This window comes from Polaribacter butkevichii, from assembly GCF_038024105.1.
In the GTDB taxonomy this organism is placed as follows: domain Bacteria; phylum Bacteroidota; class Bacteroidia; order Flavobacteriales; family Flavobacteriaceae; genus Polaribacter; species Polaribacter butkevichii.
The window spans coordinates 4,020,652-4,045,146 of record NZ_CP150661.1; the positions used below are offsets into that span (position 1 = coordinate 4,020,652).

Here is a 24,495-nt window from a genome sequence, read left to right on the forward strand (position 1 = left end):
TTTTATGATAATCCTAACAAAAAGAAGTCAATATTATATAAAATTAAATACGAAAACGTAATAGAAATAATTTCTTATTACGTTTCTTTAAAAAATGATTATTTTTGATGATTCATTTTCTTGTTTTATTGTAGAATAATTAATAAAATGATGAATTTGTTGTCTATTTTAAGGACATTAGATTGGTTTTTATAATAAAAACTGATAAAACATTAATATATCTTAAATAAGTACATTATATATGAAACTAGATATTTTGGCTTTTGGAGCCCATCCAGATGATGTGGAATTGGGTTGTGGAGCAACAATTGCAAAGGAAATTTCTTTGGGAAAAAAGGTAGGAATCGTAGATCTTACAAGAGGAGAATTGGGGACTAGAGGATCTGCTGATTTACGAGATATTGAAGCCGCTAATTCTGCTAAAATTTTAGGGGTTTCTGTGCGTGAAAACCTTCGTTTTTCTGATGGTTTTTTTGTAAACGATAAAGAACATCAATTAGAAGTTATTAAAATGATACGAAAGTACCAACCAGAAATTGTGTTGTGTAATGCTGTTGATGATCGTCATATAGATCATCCAAAAGGAAGCCGTTTGGTTTCTGATGCGTGTTTTTTAAGTGGGTTGTTAAAGATTGAAACAACAATAGAAGGGGAGTTGCAAGAAAAGTGGCGACCAAAGTTGGTATATCATTATATACAATGGAAAAATTTAGAACCAGATTTTGTAATTGATGTTACCGGTTTTATGGATCTTAAAAAGAAATCTGTATTAGCATACACTTCTCAGTTCTATGATCCAACCAGTAATGAGCCAGAAACACCTATTACGAGTAAGAATTTTACAGACAGTGTAGATTATAGAGCAAAAGATTTAGGAAGACTGATTGGAGTAGATTTTGCAGAAGGCTTTATTTCAGAACGTTACGTTGCTGTTGAAAATTTAAGTAAATTAATTTGATATTTTATTTTTTAGAAACAGAAAAAGTTTTTATATTTGCAGCCGCAATTATATGGTGGTTGTAGCTCAGTTGGTTAGAGTATCGGTTTGTGGTACCGAGTGTCGCGGGTTCGAGTCCCGTCTTCCACCCAAAAAAACAAAGCTTCTTAGAAATAAGAAGCTTTTTTTGTACCCAAACTTTTCTTCTGAGTTTAATACAGAATTGTGTTTTAATTTTAGAATATAAAAAAAACCATCTTAAAAATTAATTTTAGATGGTTTTATCATTACTTATAAATTCCCCAACTTATAAATGTATATGTCTTTTAAGACACTTCAAAGATATGACTTTAATGACCTTTAATTTTTTAATTTCGATTAATTGTATTGTTTTGGTCGGTGAGTGGTGTAAAACTATTGTTAAAGTGAGTTAAAGGGAGGCTTCTATTTTTTTAAGTTCTTGCAAGTAGTTAAAAACAATTTAAAACTTCTAAAACCTCGTTTCTTTTTCTAACAGATACAGGTATGTTAGAAGCGTCGGTAAGTACAAGGTATCCACCGTCAGATTTTATAAACTCCTTAATATAAGTGGTGTTTACTAAGTGGCTTTGGTGTACTCTTAAAAAACCAACTTCTTTTAACATATCTGCATAGTGTTTCAGTGTTTTAGAAACTAATATTTTAGATTTATCTTTAAAAAAGAAGGTAGTGTAGTTGTTGTCAGATTTACAGTGAATGATATCTTCAATATTTACTACAATTATTTTTTCTGAAGTATGTAAAGAAATTTTACTCGGTTTATTATTTGGAGATGTTACTGCTTCTTGTAAAACATTTAGCTGTTGTTTGTCTGGCTGAATTTGATTTTGTGCTTTTTCTATAGAAATAGCTAAATCTTCGTCGGAATAGGGTTTTAATATATAATCGATTGCGGCAAACTTAAAGGCTTTTATGGCAAAAGCGTCACTTGCGGTTACAAAGATGATTTTGGATTTTAGATCAGGAAAAATCTCTAGAATATCAAATCCAGTTCCATCGCCTAGCATAATATCTAAAAATAAGATATCTGGTTGTTGTTTGCGTAGCAATTTAGCAGCTTCTACAACAGAGGTTGCTTTTCCTATAATTTTAATTTCTGTATGGTTATTAGTAATATCATTTGCCAACATGTCTAAAGCTACTGGCATGTCATCAACTAAAATAGCGGTTAATTCTTTCATATTATACTTCTTCAACGAGTTCAAATAATGTAATTTCTGGTCTCACATTTAATCGTACTTGGTACAAATTACCAAGTGCTCTATTAATATATAAAGTTCTACCATCATACAAATCAAATTCTCCGGCAGCGTATCTTTTGTTTTTTACAGGAAGAATAGGAGGGTTTAAAAACGGAGGTTTTACTTGTCCGCCATGTGTATGTCCAGATAAAATCCAACCTTTATAATTATTCCAAACATTTAAATCGCAAACATCAGGGTTGTGGCATAATACTACGTTAGCTTTTTTAGCATCGTATTTGTTCATTATTTTTACGGGGTTAAAATTAGAACTCCAATAATCATCAATACCTAGTATATTTAGCCCACTAAAACTAACTTCTTGGTTTCTTAAAATGGTAATGTTTTTTTTATCTAAAATGTTAGAAATTCTATCGGCAACATCTGGTTCTAACCAATTAACACCGTAATCATGATTGCCTAACACGCCTGCAGTTCCTAACTTACCGTTTACCGCATATTTAAAAACTTTTTCTAATTGATCAAACTGTTCTGGAGTTTCATAAGAAACAAAATCTCCTGTGTACACAACAAAATCGGGGTTGTAAAGACGTGCTTTTTTAAAAGAATCGATAATGTAATTATAATCAAACTTATTCCCCACATGAATGTCACTAATTTGCATTAATGTTTTGCCAATTAGGTTTTTAGGTAGGTTTTTAATAGGCATTTTTACGTTTACAAATTCTAACCAAAAAGGTTCTACCTGCCAAGAGTAAAGACCTCCAATAGCAGTGGCTCCTATTCCTGTAAGTAAAGTGTTTTTTATAAATTTTCGTCTTTCCATTTTTTAATAGTCTGTTTTTAGAGGAATTTTAAACCCAACTTTTGTGCCTTCTATGTTGTTTTTATTTTTTATTTCTTCAATAGAAAATGAATTGTATTTTGTTAAATGCTGAATACGCTCTTTTGTAACTTCTAACGCCACCGATTGATGATTTGTATTTTTCTTTTCTTTTTTTGATTGATAAAAGCCAATACCGTTATCTTCTATGGTAAAATGTAAGAAACTATTTCTAACTTCAAAAATAAGTTTAATTTTTGCATCTTTTTTATTCGGTTGAAAAGCGTGTTTGATACAGTTTTCTATAAAAGGTTGAATTAACATAGGCGGAATTAAAATCTCTTCGGAATCTATATTATTTAAAGAGGTTTCTATGTTATATTCAAAAGATTTCGAATTCATTTTTTGTTCTAAATCTAAATAATTCTTTATGGTTTCAAGTTCGTCTTTTAAGCTAATTTCTTCTAAACGAGAATTATTTAAAACACTTCTTAAAAGTATAGAAAACTGAGAAATGGTTTTGTTTAATTCTTTAGAATCGCCAGCATTACCAAGTGCTTTTATTCCGTTTAAAACATTAAAAATAAAATGCGGATTCATTTGTAATTGCAACGCTTTCTGCTCTAGAGTTAATACCTTGTTTTTTATTTTTAGGGTATCAATTTTTTGTTGATTTTTTTTATTGATTTTTCTAATATATAGTTCAACAATAGCAGCCAATAACAAACATAAAAAAGCAACACATAAAATTAAAAACCAAGCTTTTTTATAAATCGGAGTTTCTATAAAAAAAGAAAAGGATGCTTTTTTACTAACTGTATCTCCATCTTTAGACTGCACCGAAAATGTATAGTTACCAGCTTTTAAGTTTGCGAAATCTACCTGATTTTGATGGCTCCAAGGCGTAAACTTATTATTTAGTTGATAACGGTATTGTAAGTTTTTTGGATTTCTTAAATCTACTGTTTTAAAAGTAAATGAAATGTTGTTTTCATTAGGTTTTAAAGTTAGCTTTTTTATGTTTATTGAATCTAAGAATTTATAATTTACAGAAATACTTTCAATAAAAACACGCGGTGTAATTGTTTTTAAAAAGGTATTGTATTTATATAAACCTTTGTTAGAACTTGCAATCCAAATAGTATTTTGTTGGTCTATAATTAGGGCATTTATTTTATTAGAAATTGCTGTATTGTATTTGTTTATGTTTCTTTTAAAAGTATAATTTTCTGCGTCTAAAACTTCGATTCCATTTTCTTTGGTAGTAATCCAAATTTCATCATTTATTTTCTTTAAAGATGAGGTGTTTTTAGAGGTTGGAATGTTTTTAATGATGGAATCATTTTCAATAACTTTTAATCCATTTAAAAAACTACTTGCTATTATTTTATCATTCTGTATTAAAAAAGAGGTAAAATTATCATTAGAAATTTTAGTTACTTTCTTTGGTTGGTAAAGCTTGTCTATGTTCCATAATCCTTTTATAGAAGTAATGTAAAAGGAGTTTTTAACATAAACGATGTCATTAATAATAGAAAAATCTATTTGAGTATTTATTTTTAAAGGCTGAATATAATCTTCTCTTAATTCTGAGACTCCTTGTACCGTTGCTAAAATTATTTGATTTTGTATCTTTTTAATTTTAAGGATTTCTTTACTCTCAAAAAAGATTGATTTGTTGTTCTGAAGAATTAAAAGTCCGTTTTTTAACCCCACATAAACCTTGTTGTCTTCTATAAGAATACAATTTGCTTTTCCTTGTGTGTGGTTGGTGAAATTTACACCATCAAACTTTGTATATCCTTTATCTGTGGCTAGCCATAAATAGCCAATTTTATCTTGTGCAATATCATTTATAGAAGTTGTTGGTAATCCGTCAGAAATAGAAAAATTTTGAAGCGTGTTTTCTTGAGAATACATGGCGTTTATCAGAAAAAAAACAAGAAAGAAAAGTGAAGTTTTTAGTCTCCTTTTTGCTCCTTGTTCTGCGTGATATTTAGAAGACAAAATTTTAAAAATTATTTCCATGATAACAAACTTACTAATTAAAACGTCATTACACCATTTTTAATTTTGTGTAATGACGCTTAAGGTACAATTTCCATTTAAAATTACTTCATCGCATACAAGCGTTTGTTGTTGGTGTCTGGTTCTATGTGTTCTAAATCTCCGTAAGGCTTAATCAATGGTTTTAAAACCACTAAACCAGATGTTCTTCCTCTAATTATTAAAGTGCTGTTTTTAGTACTCCAATTCCATCTATATTTTTCTAGCGGAATGTTATGTGCGTTCATTTCTACCATTAGTTCTTCATTTTGTTCAATCCAATCCATTACTTCTTCTTGTGATGTAAATATTGGCATTTCATCATCTGTATTATGGTATCCAAATTCCCATTTAATAGGTATAGAAAACTGTTTTGTATAAGGTTCACCTACGTATCTTTCTTCTTCATTATTTAAAGCATCATACCAATTTATGTCTTTTTCTTCTGGATATTTTCTGGCGATTTCTTTAGATAAATCTATTTTTCCTGGCGAATTTGCTGTTGGATAAAAAACATAATAAGGTTGTGCTAAATAGTAGTTAGAGAATTTGCCGCCAAAAACGGTGTAATATGGCGATGCAATTACTTTTGGTAAACTTTTAGCAGATAAAGCACTTTTTAACGTATTTAAAAGCGTGGCGTTTTCTACCAAACCAGAAGCATGAAATACTATTTTTGTGTTATTATTTACCACATCTTTTAGGGATGGCAAAGTACCTTCTTTTAAGCTTCTTTTTAGGGTTTCTGTGGTAATTTTGTCTCCTCTAACAATGGTTTCTAAATTCATTCCTTTATAAGGATTGCTTTTATTTACAATATGAATATCTCCATAAGGATGCTTATTTGCGTTTTTATTTAACCACAAAATAATTTCTTCTAAAGAATATTGTCCGTCAATTATTTTGATATCTTTTTCCTGAAAATAGGCGCGCGCATTCGAATAAAAAGTTTCGTTGCCTTTATCGAAACCGGTAATAAATACAATGGGTTTTCTTGCAGCAACATTTACAGCTATTTCATTTTTAATAGTGTTGTTGTCTACTATAGCAATTGTTTCTTTTTTTATTTCGTTGCTATCACAACAGATAAAAGGGCTGCTTAATAAAATTAAACCTGCTACAAATACGGATGTTTTTAAGATAGTTCTCATGTTTTCTGCTTTTTTAAATGTTAATACACTGTAAAAGTAGTTGAGAAGATCTCTTATATTTTGCGGCTATTAGAATTCGTAAATAATGAATTAGAATTCGTGTTTTAATTTAAAATTAAAGAATAATCGATATCAGCCGTAGCTATTATTTTGTTTTTATTGGAAGGATAAATTCCTAATAAAATTTTAAGTTCTTCAATTTCATAAGTATCAAAAACTAAAACTAAATTTTGATGAAAAGTGGGTACCGGTATCTTTCTTCTTTGTGTTGTATTAGCACTGTAATCTAACCAATAATGAATGTCTATGGCGGCAACATATTCTTTAAATTTCTTTAATTGCTCTTTATCAAACTGAAAAAAGATATTATTAAAAATAAGGTTATAATTATTACAATCTTTACAAATTGATATTTCTCCGTTTTTAACGCTAGCTATTATTTTAGATTTTTGACACATTCTTTTAATTTTTAGTAACAGTCAGTTTTAATTTGGTTGTTTTCTTCAAATTTATATAATGAAGATTGTAGGTGTTTTTTACAGATTTCTTCTAACACTTTTGTAACTCCTTTTTGCATAGCAATAGAGCCACAAATCATAATTATATTTCCGTTTTTTAAAGTATTTGCAATTAAAGTTGCTTGCCGTTTTATTATATCTTGAACATATATTTTTTCTTTTTCTTCTTGAGAGTAGGCAGTATAAAAAGAAGTAAGTCCTTTGTTTTCTATAGCAGTATTAATGTTGTTTTTATAGATATTAAAGGATTCTTTTGTTCTTCCTCCCCAAAATAAATGGACTTTTGTGTTTGATTTGTTTCTATTAATCATTCCTAAAAATGGTGCAATTCCGGTTCCGTTGGCAATTAAAATAACTTCTTTTGTTTTCTTCGAAAGATGAAATGCTGCATTTTTTTGAATGCTAGCTACCATTTTATCAGCTGTATGTAAGCTATTAAAATAGGTAGAGCAAAGTCCGAATTCATGTTTTTTGATGCTTAACAGAATTGTATGATCAATTTTAGCAATAGAATACAAACGGCTTCTCGTTTCATTTTTTGGAGTAATAGAAAGTAAGTCTCCAGACTCGAAAGTTGTTTTTTTATTCGGCTTTAATTGAATTAAAAAAGTATCATCAATATTAATATCAGTTTTATTGATTACCGTAAATTCTTGTTCCTTTTTGTTATTTGTTAAAAGACTTTCTGCAGTTATTGTAAGGGTTGTTTTGTTAAAAGAATTCCATTCTTCTAACCATTGATTAAATTCAGAAAAAGATTGATTATTAATTTTAGAAACGGGTAAAATAGGAGTGAACTTATTGTGTAATTGTAAATTAGCGTGTACTAAAACAGCAAACTTACAATATTGTGTATATTCTTTAGAGCCAAAACCTACTACAGAGAAATTTAAGACATTGTTTTGCGGTGTGCTTTCAATTTTAGAAATAAATTTTTTCGCATTTATGGGTGCTTCTCCTTCACCATAAGTTGCAGTAAATATAATAAGGTTTGTGGCTTTTTTATAGCTTGCGTACTGGTTTAATTCTGATAAAAACACCGTTTTTCCAGAAGTTATTAAAGCTTTATAAAATGCCGTTGCAAAATTAAAAGTGCTTCCGGTTTCAGAACCAACTAGTATAATGTATTCAGCTTCATCTTTGTGAAACTTATTTTTTATGATTGTTGTTTTCTTTCTTCTTTGTAAAGTCATTGCAAAACCAGAAAAAATAAAGAATAAAATAGCAAAACAAGCTAATAATAAAATGATAGACCATAAAATAGAGCCTTTTCCTGTATGGAGTAATAAGCTATAATAAGAGCCAAAAGTTACCAATGGTTGTTTTTTTAGGCTAATAATTTGTCCTGTTTTTTGATGTACAGCAACTTCTTTATTAGTAAGTTTTACATAGTAATAATCTTCTTCATCTGTAGAAAAAGGGAATTCTATTTTTTTGACTTTATCTAACTTTGTTGTTTTAAAAAACTCAAAAGTAGCGCTATTAACTGTTGAGGTGTCTTTTTTCTGTTCAATATTTTGATGAATAGCAGTGTCTTTTGGTAACAAAGAAAATTTTTCTAAAGACAAATAAACTCCGGTTACGGTAATGATAATAATAGGAATCAATGTATAGCGACCTATAATAATATGGTAATATTGGTTAAAATCTTCTTTAACAATTTTAGAGAAAAACTTAGAAATACCACCTTGTCTTTTTGCAATTAATACAATTCCGGTAACGGAAATTAACAGCAGTAAAAAGGAAACAAAACCAATTAAGATTCTTCCTGTAGATTTTAAAAATAACGAACGATGTAAATTTGTAGCAAATTCATAAATTGGTTTTTTCTCTATGATCTCTCCAATCTTTTCTCCTGTTTTTGGGTTGATATAAAAAGTAGCACTTTTACCATCTTCTAAAATAACATTTGCAGACACAAAATCATTCTCATCAACTTCTATGGTAATTATCTCTTCGTATTTTTGATGCAATACGGCAATGGTTTCTGCAATAGAAATTTGATTAGTAGGCACAACATCAAACGAGTTTAATTTATCTGAGATTGGTTCAAAAGCTAATATTATTCCGGTAACAGAAGCAATTATAATAAATAAAGCAGAAGATATAGCTAGGGTTAAGTGGCTATATCTCCAAATAGAAATTGTCATTCTGTTTCTTTTTATTGTGCTAACATTCTTACGTAGCGTATAAATCCTTTTCCTTCTATTTTAGACTTTAAATTGGCTGTTGTTAGCTCAAATTCTACATCATCTTTATGATATTTTTGATCTTCTACAGCAGTTTCAAAACGGATTTTATATCCTTTATCTATTTTATCTTTATCAATTCTAATTATGCTAATAGTACGTTGTCCGCCGCTAATTGTAGCTCCTGTAATCGCATCAATATCAGCTCTTTTTTTACCTTGAAAATTCCACCATTCTGTAATGTCAAAATACCATTCATCATCATCACCTTGCACATATAAAGTTTCTTCATATTCGCCATTTGGGTTTAATAATGACACCACTACATAAGCACCCTCGCCCGTGTAGTTTTTCATTTGAATCATACATTTGTATGGAGTGCTTTCACTTGTTTTTTTAAAACTGAATAAGGCTGTTACAACCAATAAAAATATTGGAACTATAAATAAGATTTTTTTAATCATCGTTTAGGGTATTATTTTAAAAAGTTGATTTGTTGTTTTTTTAATAATTCGTTTTCAGAGGCTAAATCAAAAATAGATTCATCAAAATCTGTTTTTATATTTTTATCAGCACCAATGCTTAGTAAATATTTAATGATTTCTGTGTTTTTAGCTTTCATTACTGCTATTTGTAATGCAGATAAGCTTTCTTTATTTAGTGTATTTACATCAATTTTAAATGCGGCTAACCTTTTTAATAAAGGCAAATTATTTTCTTGAGTGGCAATATGTAATAATGTGTTTCCAGAATTTTGAAGTTGATTTATAACCAATCCGTTTTTTTCTAAAACGTTTAATTTGGCATCAAAAATTTCGGGCTTATTTGCTTTAAAGTTTTTAATTAGATAATAAGAAAGCGTATTTCCATCTTTATCAACAATATTAATGTCTGCACCTTTTTTTAATAAGTATTCAATAACATCAACAGAGTTTCTACCAACAGCATTTGTTAGGGCAGTATGACCGTCATTATTTTTTAGGTTGATACTTTTTACATCCTTAGATAATAATTTAACAACTTCTAAGCTGTTGCTATTGGCAGCATTTATAAAAGGAGAATTTCCTTCTTTATCTTGTAAGTTAGTAGATACTCCTTTATCTATAAAGTATTTAAAAATTGAAAGATCCTTATTATTTCTAGCGATAAAGTGAAGTGGATTTCTATTATTGTCATCAACAACATTTGGTTTTATTCCGTTTTTTTCTAAAAATTGATACGTTTCTAAAGTGTTCTGTTTGTTTCTAGAACCTTTGCTAGCAAATAACATCGCATTTTTTCCGGTATCAACCCCCTTGTCTAAAAGAATTTTTAAGAATTGTGTATTTCCTCCTTTTGCGGCATATTCAAAAAGCCCGTTTCCTTCTGCATCTTTATCATCTAAAGAAGCGCCTTTTGTAATTAAATATTTTACAAGTTTAAAATCTTTTAAATGAGAAGCAACCAACAACAATGCATTTGCCCCATCATGGTTTTTTTCTTTTGTAATATCTGCACCAATACTAAAACTATATTTATATAATTCTATATCTAATTGACCGGCAGAAGCTGCAAAGTTTAAAAAAGTGTTTCCGTGTGTATCTATTACATCTGTTTTTGCTCCTTTAGAAACAAGGTGTTTCATAATTTCTAAATTATTAGTGTATGCGGCCCAAAAAATATACGTTCGTCCATCGTGTGTTTTTTTATTAACGTCATTTCCTTTTTTAGTTAAAAGATATTCGATTGTTTTGTTATCTACTTTATTTAAAATGGCATAGACAACGCCATCAAAAGCATTTTGGTTTAAAGCAGAAGCATCATTTCCTTCTGCAATTTTTTGATCTATAATAGAGATACTTGGGTTTGTTTTCCAAAAAGCTCTGTTATGAAAAATGTTGTTTTTTTGCGCAGTTACTGTAACGCTAATAAGTAAAAATAGTAAGGCTATTTTATTTGATTTTTGCATAATTTATTTTTTTACAAATGATTCTATGATTGTGTTTATTTCGTCTTCTTTGGTAATTTTATCAGAAAATAAATGTTTGTACAATGGTTTGTTGTCTACTTTAGTTTCTAAGGATAAATTTCTGTTTCTATTAAAAACATCTTCCCATTTATTTCTAACCAATTGCCATTTATTATTGTTAGCTTTCCACCAATCAGAAGCTGCTTTACATCTACTATCATCAACTTTTACGTACGTATTGTATCCTTTTTCTTTGGCTAACACAACATCTTTTTTTCCCGCTTCGCGAATAATTTTACTGTTATCTTGGTCATGAAGCCAACCGTAGCTTGTAATTTCATGTCTATTACCTCTTAACGTGATGTTGTAATCGTTTCTCTTGGTGTATTCTCTTCTTGGTAATGGAGCGGTAGTTTCGTTTTCCCAATAGCTTTTTCCGTCTACATGAACCCAAGTTCCAGAACCTTCGTAACGTGGACTGTCATCTACTTGATATACTTTTTGTGTCCATTGTTTTTTTACATCACTTTTACTTTTTTGTTCAAAAGTCCAGTTGTTATCACCATTAAACATGTAAAAATCTGTGTTTTCGTACAACCAATCTTGTCTCCAATGCTTAATAATCATTGGGTCTTTTGGGTTACCAACTTGTAATAAATGTTGAATTGATATTTTATTATTCTCGTCTTCTACCAAGCCTGCCCATTCTAAACCTTTATCAACTTTTGTTTTAGAAGGTCTGTAAGTAGAATCTTTACTATAGTTAAAAGTTTCAGCAAAATTGAAAGTCACTTCATAACAGCCACACATTTCTTTTATGGCATTTTGATCTTTCTTCTTTTTACTTTGTGCACTAATAGTTATCGAAACTAAAAGTAGTAGTGTAGTTAATATTGATTTAGTCATTTTATAATTTTTTGGTGTTTTAATTATTTCGACAAAAATATAAAATTTATTTAGATTGATTAAAAATAACGCATATATTTGTCGAAAATTATTAAGAATGTTTCTAAATAAAGAAATTGAAATTGTATTTTTAGTTTTAATACAGAAAGTGAAGTTATTGTAGTCCCAGAAAAAACAAATTGGGACTTAAATTTTACAGTTTTTACCAACGAAATTGAGCGTTATGGTTCTTATGGATTTTCTGATTATGCCACAAAATTTACAAAAGACCAACGAAGTATTGTTAGTACTTGGATAAACGGAGTTGTACCAGGAAGTTCCTCCTCTTTAAAAGACAATGTATTTTATGTTGTAAATGATACAGATGGTAACTTATATAAACTCCAGTTTTTAGCATTAACTAACGAAGCAGGAGAACGAGGTCATCCAGAATTTATATACAGTTTATTACAATAAGTTAATCTATAAATTGTAATTTTAGTTGGAAAAGCCCTTTAAACGAAAGTTTAAACGGCTTTTTTATTTCTTAATAATCTGATTGTAATTTACCAATTGTGTCAACCCTTCTTTAGCTGGGTTTGTTGCAAAAGAACGTAAATAAGTATCTAAATATTCAATAGCTCTATCTTCTGGGTAAAACAATACTTTATTATCATGTTGAGACCATTCTGTAACGCTTATATATGTTTTTCCTTCGTAGGTTCTATAAAAATCTTGAATGTGTTCTGGTAAATTCTCTTCTAACTCTTCATCTAGATAGACAATATAGTATTTTAAATCTGCCGTAAAAAAATGAAAAGATAACAAGTTGTCATAAAAACCTGTTAAGTTATTTGCTAACGGCAACATCATGGTGAAAACCAAAATGGCTAATTTCTGTGTATTAAAAAATTGTAGAAAGAATTCAAATGCATTTGATGTTTTTAAAGTCCAAAAAATGATGATTACACTTAACATATTCTGAATATTCCATGGCACAACATTGTAACCATACCCTAAATAAAATAATAGAAATGTAATTGTTGAGTGCATTAAGAGGATAAAAACGACTCCGAATTTTCTAGTCTTATTGAACAATAGTAAAACCCCCATTAAAGCTTCTAGCCAAGGCACAGCATACGTAAAAGCAACTAAAAACCATTGTGGCAAAAAACTAAAATGTTTGTTGATAGCGCTTAACCACTGTATGTAAAAGGCTTCATTTAATTTCTGAATTCCGCTCCAAAAATAAGTAGCGAAAAAGATAAGGATAATAGCGTATAATATTTTCCTTGGATTTGCTTTTCTATTGAAAATTTCTATTGCAAAAATGGTTAAAAAACTTTGATAAAAGTAAGGCTGCAATCTGTTTTGATCTACGAGCGCTAAAAAGAGATATACACCAAGAATGGTCCAACCTTGCCATCTTTTATTCTGAAAAATATAGACAATTTGTATTAAAAAGAAAAATCCGGCTAAAATATAATCGAAAGGATAGATAGGTATTGGCAACCAATCAAACAAAGGTATTACAGGGAAAACTTTTGTTGTTAGCCATAATTTTGGTGCATAGACCATTAATACCAAAACTGCAAGAATAGCAAGTATTCTTACCCAATTTATTTTCTGTTTGTCTGTTAGATTTGTGATCATCTTATTTGTTTTTATTTTCTAACGTTTGTCATTTTAATACTTTTGTCTAACGTTTGTCATTTCGAAATGAGCTTTTCAGCGATTGAGAAATCTCATCATTTTAATGTTTTAAGATTCCTCTTCGTACCTCATTCGGAATGACATATTAAATATCTTTTCTCACTTTGTTTGCAAACAAGTCTAGCCCGGATTGAAACGACATCCTTTTTATAGCCTTAATTAATGGGCGTCTTTGCGAGGAACGAAGCAATCTCTTTAATTAAGGGATTGCCACAGTTTACAAAAAAGTAAACTTGCAATGACGGCTATAAAAAGATATAGTGTAAAGCCGGAAATAGCTTCTAATAAACCAATTTTTCTGCCAAATATTTAGCCGTATAAGACTCTTTATTTTTTGCTAAATCTTCTGGAGTTCCTTGAAAAATAAGGTTTCCACCGTTTTTACCACCTTCTAAACCTAAATCTATAATATAATCTGCACATTTAATTAATTCAATGTTATGTTCTATCACAATAATAGAATGCCCTTTGTCTATTAAGGCATTAAACGATGCTAATAATTTTTTAATATCGTGAAAATGCAAACCTGTTGTAGGTTCATCAAAAATAAACAATGCCTTGTCTTTGGTGTTTCCTTTTACTAAAAAGGAAGCCAATTTTATACGCTGCGCTTCTCCGCCTGAAAGGGTAGAAGAAGACTGGCCTAATTTTACATAACCCAAACCAACATCTTGCAAAGGTTTTAATTTACTTGCAATTTTTGTTACCAAATTTTCTGAGAAAAATGCAACCGCATCATCAATCGTTAGATTTAAAATATCATCTATAGATTTTCCATCGAATTTAACTTCTAAAACTTCTTTTTTAAAGCGTTTACCGTTACAAGCATCACATTCTAAATGTACATCTGCCATAAATTGCATTTCTATGGTAACTTCTCCTTCTCCTTTACAAACCTCGCAACGACCGCCTTCTACATTGAAAGAAAAGTGCTTGGGTTTGTAGTTTCTGATGGATGATAATTTCTGATTTGCAAATAACGAGCGAATATCATCATAAGCTTTAATATACGTTACAGGATTGGAACGAGATGAGCGTCCGATTGGATTTTGATCGATAAATTCTACGTGTTTTAAGGTGTCAAAATCGCCTTTTACTTCTGTATGTTGCCCAACTTTTTCTCCATGACCAATCAGTTGTTTTTGCATTGTTGGATACAAAATGCTTTTAACCAACGTACTTTTTCCCGAACCAGAAACGCCTGTTATTACAGACAAACAATTTAGTGGAAACGTAACATCTACATTCTTTAAATTGTTTTCTCTAGCACCAATTATTTCAATTTTATTTCTAGAAGTTCTACGTTTGGTAGGAACTTCGATTTTTAATTCTTCGTTAAGGTATTTTGCCGTTAATGAGTCTGATTTTAAGATCGCATCAAAGTTTCCTTCTGCAACAACATGTCCACCAAAAGTACCAGCTTCTGGACCAATATCTATAATATAATCGGCCTCTCGCATAATATCTTCATCATGCTCTACCACAACAACGGTGTTTCCTAAATCTCGTAAATCTTTTAAAACACCAATTAAGCGTTCGGTATCTTTTGGATGCAAACCAATACTTGGTTCATCTAAAATATACATAGAACCCACTAAAGAACTCCCTAAAGAAGTTGCTAAATTAATACGCTGACTTTCACCTCCAGAAAGTGTGTTAGAAGTTCTGTTGATAGTTAAATAGGATAAACCAACATTGGTTAAAAACAACAAACGATTGTTAATTTCTGTTAGTAAACGCTGCCCTATTTTAGCATCGTATTTATCTAATTTAATATTCTTAAAAAAGACAGATAATTCATCTAAAGGAAGAGTTACTAGGTCTGAAATTGTTTTTTCGTTTATTTTTACAAAATTCGTTTCGTGTCTTAAACGTTTTCCATTACAAGACGTACATTTTGTTTTTCCGCGGTAGCGAGAAAGCATTACTCGGTTCTGAATTTTATAACTTTTTTCTTCTAAAACGGTAAAGAAATGATGTATTCCGTTAAAGGATTTATTACCATTCCAAACCAATTCTTTTTGTTCTTCGGTAAGTTCGAACCAAGGTTTGTGAATAGGAATATCGAATTGATACGCAACATCTATTAAGTCTTCTTTATAATGTACATAAGAAGGTGTTTTAAACGGAAAAATACAATCTTCCATAATAGATAAACCCGTATTCGGAATCACTAATTCTTCATCGATACCAATTACGCTTCCATACCCCTCACAAGTTGGACAAGCGCCATAAGGATTGTTAAAACTAAATAAATGTGTGTTGGGTTCTAAGAAAGACATGCCGTCTAAATCGAACTTATTACTAAATTCAGCTACTTTATTGTCTTCTAAATTTTCTATAAAACAGATTCCTTTTCCTTCAAAAAAAGCAGTCTGAATAGCATCTGCTAAACGATTAAAAAAGTCGTCATCGTCTTTGGTAATAATTCTATCTACGACTAAAAATAAAGGTTCGTTTTTAAATTCAGCCTGCGGAAAATCTGCAATTCGATATACTTTATCGTTCCATTTTAAACGTGCATACCCTTGCTGTTCTAAAACTTGTAAAACGGTTTTTAAATCTCGGTTTTCATCAATTGTAATAGGAGCTAACAATAATAGTTTTGTTCTTTCATTAAACTCTTTTACAAAGTTAACAACATCAGAAACCGTGTCTTTTTTAACTTCTTTACCAGAAATAGGTGAGTAGGTTTTACCAATTCTGGCGTATAATAATTTTATATAATCGTAAATTTCTGTTGATGTACCTACTGTAGAACGCGGATTTGTAGAATTTACTTTTTGCTCAATGGCAATTGCCGGTGCAATACCTTTTATATAATCTACCTTAGGCTTGTGTAATTTGCCTAAAAACTGACGCGCATAAGAGCTTAAACTCTCTACATAACGTCGCTGACCTTCTGCATACAAAGTATCAAACGCTAAAGATGACTTTCCTGAACCAGAAAGTCCTGTAATTACAACCAATTTATTTCTTGGTATTACAACGTCTATGTTCTTTAAATTATGGAGTCTAGCTCCTTTAATTATAATGTTTTCTTTAGGATTTACTTTAGAAATGTCCGTCTTCATTCATAAAAAATATAAGGTATAAAAATACCTCTTTTTTAAACCAATTTAAAAGAAATGTTAATGAATTTTGCTAAAACATTTGTTGATTTCAAAAATAATATTGATATTTGGAACTCATAAGCACCACTAAATTAGACGCATATACGTAAAAAACTACTTTTAAATTATTAATTTAATAATAAAACAGAAGGGCAACTTGCTCTTTAAAAGTGGTTATGATGGAAAAAAACTCAATTACAGACAGTACTTTAGTAAGTAATTATATTTTAGGAAAAGAAGCAGCTTTAGAGGTTTTAATTAAAAGACATCAACAAAGATTATTTAGCTTTATATATAGCAAAGTACAAGATAGAGATATTACAGAAGACGTTTTTCAGGATACATTTATAAAAGTTATTAGAACTTTAAAAAAAGGAAATTATAACGAAGAAGGTAAGTTTTTACCTTGGGTTATGAGAATTGCTCATAATTTGGTAATAGATCATTTTAGAAAAACCAATAGAATGCCAAGCTTTAAAAATACTGATGAGTTTGATATTTTTTCTATTTTGGGTGATGGTAACTTAAATGCCGAAAAACAAATTATACAAGAACAGATTCATGCAGATGTAAGAGAGCTTGTAAATGAGCTGCCAGAAGAACAAAAAGAGGTTTTGATAATGCGCATGTATAAAGATATGAGTTTTAAAGAAATTAGCGAAAATACAGGGGTTAGCATTAATACAGCACTTGGTAGAATGCGTTATGCTCTTATAAATATGCGTAAATTAATAGAAAAACATAAAATTATTTTGGTAGATTAACAATAAAAGAAATTAAGTAGCGTTAGTAGTTTATAATCAGTTTATTAAATTAACTATATGATGCAACTTTACTCTAAAAAGTCTTCTGATTTTCGGAAGCAACCTAAACAAGAAACAGTTCAATTTTTGATTAATTTTTCCAAATCGCTAACTTTTGTTAAAACGAAATCAAAAGACTTCATTGAATTGAATTTGAATTAAGAGAGGAAAAAGCTTCAACTAACGTTGGGGCTTTTTTTTGTGCTTCTATGTTTTTTTTTCTTCTTTATTTATTTTTTAAGGTGTTTTTCCTTTCTGATTATCAGTTGTTTACCTTTTTTATTGGTTTGGGTTGATACTACATTTGTAATGCAATTGCAAGTGTAGATATCTTATTATATTAATCTTAAACTAATTATTATGTCTAATCAAACAGAAAAATTAACATCAATTAAAAGTGCGATTGAAAATGAAGGTGCTAGTTGGCAAGCTGGTAGTTCTGATATTTTCGAATTGTCGCAAGAAGAGCAAGATTTACTTTTGGGATATATTCCAGGAGATGATGAGCCGTCTTTAGAAGAAAAAGAAGAAGCTGCTCAAGCAAATTTTCAAGAATACATGGTTATGTTAGCATCCAATAAAGCTTTTTCAGCACCGTCTAGTTACGATTTACGAAATGTAGGTGGCAAAAATTTTATTACGCCTGTAAAAAATCAAAGAAGTTGTGGCTCTTGTGTTGCTTTTGGTACCATTGCTACGGTAGAAGGAACCATAAGAAAAATGAGAAATGATGCAAATTATGCCGTTGATTTCTCAGAAGCACATTTGTTTTATTGTCATGCTAGAGCAGAAGGAAGAAGGTGTAGTGGTAGTAAAGGCGGTTGGTGGGTGCCACCAGCAATGACAGCTTTTAAAAGTAAAGGGGTAACAGATGAAGCGCATTATCCTTATACGGCGAGTGATCAAGATTGTACCGGACTAAAATCTGGATGGCAAAACAGTGTTAAGAAAATTAGTGGTTTTAAAAAATTAACGTCTATCAGTAAAATGAAAGATTGGTTGTCTACAAAAGGACCACTTACAGCTTGTTATACCGTGTATTCAGACTTTTATGGTTATAGAAGTGGTGTTTATAGAAAAACTGCTGGTGCTACTCAAAGAGGGGGACATTGTGTTTCTATTGTAGGTTATAGTGACAGCGGTAGGTATTGGATTTGTAAAAATAGTTGGGGAACTGGTTTTGGAGAACAAGGGTTCTTTAAAATAGGATACGGACAATGTGGAATAGATAATGAAGTGTGGGGCGTTGAAGGAATTGTTGATTCTGGAACCTTAACTAAAAAAGTAACAGGTCTTTGGGCAAATTCATCAACTAGAAATGCTTTTGTGTATTTATCAGGAGAAGGATGGAAGAGAATTAGTAATAAAAATGATACTAATTTCTATATAATGCTTACCTATTTAGCTACAGCTAAAGGAATGAATGGAAATGCAACTGTAAAAATAAGTAATGGCGAAATTATTGAAGTTTACGCTTAATTATTAATCACTAAAAATAAACAAAATGAAAGATGATAAAAAATGTAACTGTCCAGATGAAAATATAGAAGAATTAAATATGCAATCTTCTTTAGAATCTACACCACAAGAAAGTTTAGAAAATACAGATGCTTTTAGTGAGTTTTCTGGTCCAGAATTGCTTCCGCCAAATGAAGAGGAAGCTGCAGAAAATGATAGCTTTGGCGCAGGTGTTTGGCACGAAAACAAAAAAGTTACCTCTTTATGGGCAAAAGATGAAACAAGAAACTCTTGGGCAGGAATTAACGGAATGGGTTGGAAGAAATTAAATTCTTCTAATAACTCTTCTTGTGTAGCTTTATCTATTTTAGCTGCTCATGCAAAACAATATAATAAGAACACTAAAATTAAAATTGATGGTGGGCAAATAAAAGAAATATATGTTTGGTAAAAGAATGTGTAAAAACTTGGGCAGAAATGCTCAAGTTTTTTTAACTTTAAATTAAAAATAGAAATGAACAACGAATTTATTTTAACGAAAGAAGATCATGATAGTGTTATTCATGTAAATATTGGAGATTCTATAAAAATAATACTTACAGAAAATTCAAATACAGGTTATATTTGGGATATTGAAGGGGAAATACCTTCTCTATTAAAGGTAGTTTTTAATGATTATAAATTAACCCATAAAAAAACCTTAGGGGGAAGCGGAAAAAGAGTTGTAGAATTTATAGCCCAAGAACTTGGTGAAATTACTGTTGAGCTTAAATATTGGCAAGAATGGAGTGGCCCCGACTCTATTGATGATCGATTTAAAGTTACTGTACTTATAGAAGAGGAAGATAAATAATTAAGTTCGATAGAATTATTATTTAATTTTTAATCTATTTTTTATAATAGTCATCTAAAACGGTTTTTCTACCAATTGTTTTGGTGATAATATCTTTTTCTAAATCCCATCCTCGAGCAGGAGAGTATTCTCTACCATACCAAATAATTTGCAAGTGTAAATCGTTCCACAGTTCTTTTGGAAACAGTCTTTTTGCGTCTTTTTCTGTTTGAGCAACACTTTTTCCGTTAGATAAATTCCAACGATACATTAATCTTAAAATATGAGTATCTACAGGAAATGCAGGAATACCAAAAGCTTGACTTAAAACAACGCCAGCAGTTTTATGACCAACAGCAGGTAATTCTTCTAAAGCTTCAAAAGTTTTAGGAACTTCTCCGTCATATTTTTCTATTAATATTTTAGACAAACCGTAAATGCCTTTACTTTTCATTGGCGACAAGCCACAAGGACGAATAATTTCCTTAATTTCTTCTACGGTCATTTTTACCATATCAAAAGGGTTATCCGCTTTAGCGAACAACAAAGGCGTAATTTTATTAACTCTTACATCTGTACATTGTGCAGATAGTAAAACTGCAACCAAAAGCGTAAAAGGGTCTTTGTGATCTAAAGGAACCGGTATTTCTGGATATTTTTCTTGCAGTGTGTCAATTACAAATTGTACTTTTTCTTGTTTGGTCATTGTTGTTTTATATGATTAAGCAAATATATGCATATTGATTTTTTTTAATAATAATTTAGAGAACATATAATATTTGTTAATAATAAAAAAGAATAATAGGTAGAAGAACTTGATTTTTTAAACAGGTGTTAACCTTATGTTATAGAGTTGTTTAAGTGTGTATTTTTGAAGTGAGTAAAATAGTTTTTTAACTATTAAAATAAACACATTTTATTAATAATTTAAAACCAAATAATTATGGGAATTGTAATTAATATTACGGCTGCTACAGATGCAAATGCATCAAAAGCAACAGCAACAGGAAGTATTCAGCATATTATTACAGATACTGAGCGGTCTACATTTAAATTATCTGACTCTTCTTTAAAGAATGCTGTTGGAAAGTATTTTGGAAAAAATCCTAATGATGCATATCTTCATAGTCCAACACCTTGGAATGATTTATACAGAACCTATGGTTGGTCTCAAGTAAGTACTGTTTTAGTACCTATTAGAGCAGAAATTTTAGGGATCTCATCTAAACCAGATATTTTAGCAACCAAAACATTTACAAATAATAGTAGTGTTAAAGGCTCTTTTAATGCTAGTATTTCTGAGCAGGTTTCAAATACCGTTTCAAGTTCATGGTCTACAGGAGGTACACTTTCTATAAGTGAAGCTATTGAGGTAGGTGTTAGTATAGAGGTTGTAAGTGCAAAATCAACAACAACATTATCTTATAGTCAGTCTTGGTCTATTGGAGAAACAAAGAGTGAAACTACTACTGTAGGGTCTTCTTCTGGTGTAAGTGTAGATTTAGATCCAGGGCAATCTGTAGAAGCAAAGCTTTCTGCAAGTAAAGGGGCTATGCAAGTTAAGGTTACATATAGGGCATACTTAACAGGTAGTGTGGCTGTAAATTACAATCCAACTTTTAAAGGACATCATTTTTTTGCCTTGCCAGTTGCTAGTGTTATGTCTGCTGCAGGTATAAAAAATTCGGTTGAATCAACTGAAATTTTCGATATTGGTTTTTATTCTGATGGTAAAATAGAAATCATAGATGCTAAAGGTAAAATGTTACAGAATTTTGCTTTGGCAGACCAAAGAGCTTAGTGCTAATTTAGTATAGATTATGAAATTATTTATCACAGTTTAAGTAAAACTGTGGTTTTTGTTATGCTCTTTGTTATACTTCAGTAAATTTTTCTTTGTACTTTTAAACTTTAAAAACTAAGATAAACATGACATCACTAAAAATAGGAGATAAGGCTCCGGAGTTTGAAGCAAAAGACAATTTAGGAAACACCATAAAATTATCTGATTATACTGGTAAGAAATTGGTTTTATTCTTTTATCCAAAGGCAAGTACACCAGGTTGTACTAATGAAGCTTGTGATTTAAGAGATAATTATCAATCTTTTTTAGCTAAAGGATATGATGTTTTGGGCGTAAGTGCAGATTCTGCTAAAAGACAACAAAATTTCATTAACAAAAACGAATTACCTTTTCCGTTGTTAGCAGATGAAGATAAAGCTGTTATTGAAGCTTTTGGTGTTTGGGGACCAAAGAAATTTATGGGTAAAGAATATGATGGAATTCATAGAACTACTTTTGTAATTGATGAAAATGGAGTAATAGAAGATGTTATTGCAAAAGTAAAAACAAAAGCACACGCTGCTCAGATTTTAGATTAAACAACTATTAAAGATTTTTGAATTCCGAATTTGATTAATTCTGGAGTGCTTTTAGTATTTGTAATTTCAAAAAGCTCTCTTTTATGAGATTTTAAAGAACTTTCTGTAATATGTAATATTGCCGAAAGTTCTTTTTCATTTTTATCAGAATGCTTAAATAAAGCTTGTAATATTTCTAGCTTTCGTTTTGTAAATGTGTAATTATCTATAATAATTTTTGATGAGGTTTTATCTTTTTTAACAGTTTTATCTGTTAAACAATTTAGTATCATTGTCTTAAAATTAGCCAGATTTCCGTCTTTTCCTACAAAAACATCCACACCATTTTTTATCGCTTTTTCTTTAATAAAATTATTATTCATTGTTGTTAAAGCAATAATTTTAAAATTGTTATTTACTTTCTTTATTTCATCAATAAAATCTAAAGAATTTTGACCATTAAAATTTACATCTAATATTAAAACGTCTAAATTACAACTGTTTGTATATTGAATCAATTCTTTTAATGTAGTAAAAGTATGGGTTACATTTAATTCAGTATGAGCATTTAAACTATCTTTTAGAGCGTCACAAAAAAAGCGATTATCATCTGCAATAACAATTTTTATTGGGGGGTTAATCATTGGTTATAGGTATTTTTATTTCAAAATTAGAACCTTTTTTACTTGTGTCTATTTTTAAAGTTCCTTCTATTTGTTCTACTCTTTTTTTTACGCTTTCTAAACCAAAACCTTTTTTTAGCACTAAGTCTTCATTAAAACCAATACCATTATCGGTAACGTTAAGTATTATGAGTTGGTTTTTATGGGCATTCATACTAATTTTTATTTCTGATGCTTTAGAGTATTTTATTGCATTTGTAGTTAATTCTGAAATTATTCGATACAGATGCACACATTTATCTTGAGAAAGTTCGATGTTTTTAAGATTGAAGTTGTAGCTAATTTTGTGTTTTGTTAAATTATCAATTTTAGAACAGAACTCTATTAAACTATCTATAAAATTATCAGAATTAATTTTGGGGGCATATAAACTGTTTAGTAAATATCTGTAATCGTTATAAAAAGCATCTAAAATTTCTTTTACTTTTTCTGGTGATTTTTCATCGTTTTGTAATAAACGAAGTTTTAAAGCTTCTAAATAACCACCAAAAGTATCATGTACATTGTTTACTAAATTATTTCTTTCTGCGTGCTGAAATGCTAAGGTTTTATTTTGAAAATTATATTTTAATTCATCGCTTATTTTTTTAAGTTTAAAATATTTAAACTGAGTTTCTATGACAGATCCAAAAATAAACCGAGTAAAAAGTAAAATTTCTAAAGATAAAGCGATGTAGTAAATTGCCGGACCACTAAATTTTATGGCTAGCGGATTGTAGACACTCGGATTCATAATTTGCCCATTTATTACGGCTAGTATAGGTAGTATAAAAGCGATAACCAAGTATATTGGTAGTTGTTTTGTAATGGTTAAATACAAGTGGTTTAAAACCCAAATAAAAATTATTATTTTTAAGATAGTCCAAACATAAAGGTATAAAGTAATAAGTCCACCAAAGAAAAATTTATACAAATAGAATAATAGGAGAGTTAAAGCAATATAAGTACCAATCTTAAAAAGTAATTTAGGAATTATTTGAGATTTGTTTAGTTTGTAAAATTTTAAATAAAAATATCCAATAGCTGCCACTCCAATTGTTTGGCTAAGGCTTCTAATATTATTAATTGCAAATTCGCTACCAGACCAAAAATATTGCACTCCAATTGCTTTACCAGCTAAAAATTCTATTAATACCGTAAAAATATATAAGGCGTAAAATAAAACGGCATATTCTTTTTTTATAACGGCAAAAAACACCAAAATAAAAGCCATGGAAATTAGAAAGGCTATAAACAAGCCAAATGAAAAATACTCGGTTTCTACACGTTTTAAAAATTGATTTTCAGTCTCTAAAAAGTAAGATAATCGGGTTCTAGTGTCTGTATTTTTAATTTTTAAAAAAACATCTGTAGTTTTAACAGTATCTATAGGTAATTTCCAAACAGGGTATCTGTAAAATATATTTTTATGAGGAAATTCTTTGTTATTAGAAACTTTATAAAGAGAGTCAATTTTATCACCTATTTTTAAATATATTTTTCCGTAAGGTAAATATGGGTCGGCAATTGTAAAATATTTGTAGTCATTTTTTATGGTAGATGGCTGCAATTCAAAATGATTCCACAAAGTGTTTTCTTCTATTTTTTTATAAATTTTCGGGTTTTTTTCTACTTGAAATTTTCCTTCTTTGTGGTTTTTAATAATTTTAGTAAAAGAAACAGTGTCTTTGGTAGGGTGTTTAAAGTATGAAATAGATTTATAAACAGAAGGTGCTTCTTTTTGTGAAAAAGAACATAAAGCAAAGAAAAATAAGAGTAGGGGGAGTTTAATTTTCACATTTAGTATTTAAAGAC

Annotated in this window: 22 protein-coding genes and 1 tRNA gene; 9 read left to right on the top strand and 14 right to left on the bottom strand. The window is 29.7% G+C overall.

Going from position 1 to position 24,495, the window contains the following annotated elements:
- Window positions 1–241 precede the first annotated feature (241 nt).
- Both bshB1 and WG951_RS16955 read left to right on the top strand, forming a co-directional pair.
- Window positions 242–958 carry a bacillithiol biosynthesis deacetylase BshB1 gene (gene bshB1 / locus WG951_RS16950; RefSeq protein WP_105048114.1) on the top strand — a complete coding sequence of 239 codons (717 nt, stop codon included), beginning with the start codon at window positions 242–244 and terminating at the stop codon, window positions 956–958.
- A gap of 54 nt (window positions 959–1,012) precedes the next feature.
- Window positions 1,013–1,088 (top strand) — tRNA-His (locus WG951_RS16955).
- Between the two features lie 319 nt (window positions 1,089–1,407).
- On the opposite strand, the gene WG951_RS16960 is transcribed toward WG951_RS16955, so the two are convergent.
- The 9 genes from WG951_RS16960 to WG951_RS17000 all read right to left on the bottom strand — a co-directional run bounded on the left by WG951_RS16960 (window position 1,408) and on the right by WG951_RS17000 (window position 11,759).
- Window positions 1,408–2,157 (bottom strand): LytR/AlgR family response regulator transcription factor, encoded by a 750-nt coding sequence (locus WG951_RS16960; RefSeq protein ID WP_105048115.1) that lies wholly within the window; start codon window positions 2,155–2,157, stop codon window positions 1,408–1,410.
- Window position 2,158: 1 nt separating this feature from the next.
- A complete protein-coding gene (locus WG951_RS16965; RefSeq protein WP_105048116.1) occupies window positions 2,159–3,004 on the bottom strand; it encodes a metallophosphoesterase in 846 nt (281 codons plus the stop codon).
- A gap of 3 nt (window positions 3,005–3,007) precedes the next feature.
- Entirely contained in the window at window positions 3,008–5,029 is a 2,022-nt protein-coding gene (locus WG951_RS16970) for a sensor histidine kinase (protein WP_105048117.1), read from the bottom strand.
- 83 nt (window positions 5,030–5,112) lie between these two features.
- Window positions 5,113–6,198, bottom strand: coding sequence for a hypothetical protein (locus tag WG951_RS16975; protein WP_105048118.1), 1,086 nt, complete (start codon window positions 6,196–6,198; stop codon window positions 5,113–5,115).
- Between the two features lie 104 nt (window positions 6,199–6,302).
- A complete protein-coding gene (locus WG951_RS16980) occupies window positions 6,303–6,656 on the bottom strand; it encodes a DUF6686 family protein (protein ID WP_245893468.1) in 354 nt (117 codons plus the stop codon).
- A gap of 11 nt (window positions 6,657–6,667) precedes the next feature.
- A complete protein-coding gene (locus WG951_RS16985) occupies window positions 6,668–8,866 on the bottom strand; it encodes a PepSY domain-containing protein (protein ID WP_105048119.1) in 2,199 nt (732 codons plus the stop codon).
- 11 nt (window positions 8,867–8,877) lie between these two features.
- Entirely contained in the window at window positions 8,878–9,369 is a 492-nt protein-coding gene (locus tag WG951_RS16990) for a DUF2271 domain-containing protein (RefSeq protein ID WP_105048120.1), read from the bottom strand.
- A gap of 11 nt (window positions 9,370–9,380) precedes the next feature.
- The gene (locus WG951_RS16995; RefSeq protein WP_105048121.1) at window positions 9,381–10,853 is read right to left on the bottom strand and encodes an ankyrin repeat domain-containing protein; all 1,473 of its coding nucleotides are present in this window, start codon (window positions 10,851–10,853) and stop codon (window positions 9,381–9,383) included.
- Window positions 10,854–10,856: 3 nt separating this feature from the next.
- Window positions 10,857–11,759, bottom strand: a complete 903-nt coding sequence (locus WG951_RS17000) for a DUF6607 family protein (RefSeq protein WP_105048122.1) — start codon at window positions 11,757–11,759, stop codon at window positions 10,857–10,859.
- 213 nt (window positions 11,760–11,972) lie between these two features.
- On the opposite strand from WG951_RS17000, the gene WG951_RS17005 reads away from it, so the two are divergent.
- The gene (locus tag WG951_RS17005; RefSeq protein WP_262510179.1) at window positions 11,973–12,215 is read left to right on the top strand and encodes an HmuY family protein; all 243 of its coding nucleotides are present in this window, start codon (window positions 11,973–11,975) and stop codon (window positions 12,213–12,215) included.
- A gap of 63 nt (window positions 12,216–12,278) precedes the next feature.
- Here WG951_RS17005 and WG951_RS17010 read toward each other — a convergent pair whose 3' ends face one another.
- Together WG951_RS17010 and uvrA are read right to left on the bottom strand one after the other, a co-directional pair.
- Window positions 12,279–13,391, bottom strand: a complete 1,113-nt coding sequence (locus tag WG951_RS17010; RefSeq protein WP_105048123.1) for a MauE/DoxX family redox-associated membrane protein — start codon at window positions 13,389–13,391, stop codon at window positions 12,279–12,281.
- 341 nt (window positions 13,392–13,732) lie between these two features.
- Entirely contained in the window at window positions 13,733–16,525 is a 2,793-nt protein-coding gene (gene uvrA / locus WG951_RS17015) for an excinuclease ABC subunit UvrA (protein WP_105048124.1), read from the bottom strand.
- Window positions 16,526–16,743: 218 nt separating this feature from the next.
- Between uvrA and WG951_RS17020 the strand changes: the two genes are divergently transcribed.
- From WG951_RS17020 to WG951_RS17035, 4 genes are all read left to right on the top strand, one after another.
- Window positions 16,744–17,328, top strand: coding sequence for an RNA polymerase sigma factor (locus WG951_RS17020; RefSeq protein ID WP_211296700.1), 585 nt, complete (start codon window positions 16,744–16,746; stop codon window positions 17,326–17,328).
- A 399-nt stretch (window positions 17,329–17,727) separates the two neighbouring features.
- Entirely contained in the window at window positions 17,728–18,846 is a 1,119-nt protein-coding gene (locus WG951_RS17025; RefSeq protein WP_105048126.1) for a C1 family peptidase, read from the top strand.
- A 25-nt stretch (window positions 18,847–18,871) separates the two neighbouring features.
- Window positions 18,872–19,276 (top strand): hypothetical protein, encoded by a 405-nt coding sequence (locus WG951_RS17030; RefSeq protein ID WP_105048127.1) that lies wholly within the window; start codon window positions 18,872–18,874, stop codon window positions 19,274–19,276.
- A 63-nt stretch (window positions 19,277–19,339) separates the two neighbouring features.
- Window positions 19,340–19,678 (top strand): protease inhibitor I42 family protein, encoded by a 339-nt coding sequence (locus WG951_RS17035; protein WP_105048128.1) that lies wholly within the window; start codon window positions 19,340–19,342, stop codon window positions 19,676–19,678.
- 34 nt (window positions 19,679–19,712) lie between these two features.
- On the opposite strand, the gene WG951_RS17040 is transcribed toward WG951_RS17035, so the two are convergent.
- Window positions 19,713–20,363, bottom strand: a complete 651-nt coding sequence (locus WG951_RS17040) for an endonuclease III domain-containing protein (protein ID WP_105048129.1) — start codon at window positions 20,361–20,363, stop codon at window positions 19,713–19,715.
- A gap of 237 nt (window positions 20,364–20,600) precedes the next feature.
- On the opposite strand from WG951_RS17040, the gene WG951_RS17045 reads away from it, so the two are divergent.
- Together WG951_RS17045 and bcp are read left to right on the top strand one after the other, a co-directional pair.
- Window positions 20,601–21,458 (top strand): follicular epithelium yolk protein subunit, encoded by an 858-nt coding sequence (locus WG951_RS17045; RefSeq protein WP_105048130.1) that lies wholly within the window; start codon window positions 20,601–20,603, stop codon window positions 21,456–21,458.
- A 128-nt stretch (window positions 21,459–21,586) separates the two neighbouring features.
- The gene (gene bcp / locus WG951_RS17050) at window positions 21,587–22,039 is read left to right on the top strand and encodes a thioredoxin-dependent thiol peroxidase (protein WP_105048131.1); all 453 of its coding nucleotides are present in this window, start codon (window positions 21,587–21,589) and stop codon (window positions 22,037–22,039) included.
- Here the strand turns inward: bcp and WG951_RS17055 are convergent.
- Both WG951_RS17055 and WG951_RS17060 read right to left on the bottom strand, forming a co-directional pair.
- Window positions 22,036–22,662 (bottom strand): response regulator transcription factor, encoded by a 627-nt coding sequence (locus tag WG951_RS17055; RefSeq protein WP_105048132.1) that lies wholly within the window; start codon window positions 22,660–22,662, stop codon window positions 22,036–22,038. The genes bcp and WG951_RS17055 overlap by 4 nt on opposite strands.
- Window positions 22,655–24,478, bottom strand: coding sequence for an ATP-binding protein (locus WG951_RS17060; RefSeq protein ID WP_105048133.1), 1,824 nt, complete (start codon window positions 24,476–24,478; stop codon window positions 22,655–22,657). Before WG951_RS17060 ends, WG951_RS17055 begins: the two co-directional genes overlap by 8 nt.
- Window positions 24,479–24,495: the final 17 nt, after the last annotated feature.

Excerpts from the sequence above, each read along its gene's own strand:
- WG951_RS17020 (WP_211296700.1), top strand. The coding sequence starts at position 16,744 with ATGGAAAAAAACTCAATTACAGACAGTACTTTAGTAAGTAATTATATT.
- WG951_RS17030 (WP_105048127.1), top strand. The coding sequence starts at position 18,872 with ATGAAAGATGATAAAAAATGTAACTGTCCAGATGAAAATATAGAAGAA.
- WG951_RS16995 (WP_105048121.1), bottom strand. The coding sequence starts at position 10,853 with ATGCAAAAATCAAATAAAATAGCCTTACTATTTTTACTTATTAGCGTT.
- WG951_RS17040 (WP_105048129.1), bottom strand. The coding sequence starts at position 20,363 with ATGACCAAACAAGAAAAAGTACAATTTGTAATTGACACACTGCAAGAA.
- WG951_RS17000 (WP_105048122.1), bottom strand. The coding sequence starts at position 11,759 with ATGACTAAATCAATATTAACTACACTACTACTTTTAGTTTCGATAACT.
- bcp (WP_105048131.1), top strand. The coding sequence starts at position 21,587 with ATGACATCACTAAAAATAGGAGATAAGGCTCCGGAGTTTGAAGCAAAA.
- WG951_RS16965 (WP_105048116.1), bottom strand. The coding sequence starts at position 3,004 with ATGGAAAGACGAAAATTTATAAAAAACACTTTACTTACAGGAATAGGA.
- WG951_RS16980 (WP_245893468.1), bottom strand. The coding sequence starts at position 6,656 with ATGTGTCAAAAATCTAAAATAATAGCTAGCGTTAAAAACGGAGAAATA.
- bshB1 (WP_105048114.1), top strand. The coding sequence starts at position 242 with ATGAAACTAGATATTTTGGCTTTTGGAGCCCATCCAGATGATGTGGAA.
- WG951_RS17055 (WP_105048132.1), bottom strand. The coding sequence starts at position 22,662 with ATGATTAACCCCCCAATAAAAATTGTTATTGCAGATGATAATCGCTTT.
- WG951_RS17045 (WP_105048130.1), top strand. The coding sequence starts at position 20,601 with ATGGGAATTGTAATTAATATTACGGCTGCTACAGATGCAAATGCATCA.
- WG951_RS16990 (WP_105048120.1), bottom strand. The coding sequence starts at position 9,369 with ATGATTAAAAAAATCTTATTTATAGTTCCAATATTTTTATTGGTTGTA.
- WG951_RS17010 (WP_105048123.1), bottom strand. The coding sequence starts at position 13,391 with ATGATCACAAATCTAACAGACAAACAGAAAATAAATTGGGTAAGAATA.
- WG951_RS16985 (WP_105048119.1), bottom strand. The coding sequence starts at position 8,866 with ATGACAATTTCTATTTGGAGATATAGCCACTTAACCCTAGCTATATCT.
- uvrA (WP_105048124.1), bottom strand. The coding sequence starts at position 16,525 with ATGAAGACGGACATTTCTAAAGTAAATCCTAAAGAAAACATTATAATT.
- WG951_RS17025 (WP_105048126.1), top strand. The coding sequence starts at position 17,728 with ATGTCTAATCAAACAGAAAAATTAACATCAATTAAAAGTGCGATTGAA.
- WG951_RS17035 (WP_105048128.1), top strand. The coding sequence starts at position 19,340 with ATGAACAACGAATTTATTTTAACGAAAGAAGATCATGATAGTGTTATT.
- WG951_RS16975 (WP_105048118.1), bottom strand. The coding sequence starts at position 6,198 with ATGAGAACTATCTTAAAAACATCCGTATTTGTAGCAGGTTTAATTTTA.
- WG951_RS16960 (WP_105048115.1), bottom strand. The coding sequence starts at position 2,157 with ATGAAAGAATTAACCGCTATTTTAGTTGATGACATGCCAGTAGCTTTA.
- WG951_RS16970 (WP_105048117.1), bottom strand. The coding sequence starts at position 5,029 with ATGGAAATAATTTTTAAAATTTTGTCTTCTAAATATCACGCAGAACAA.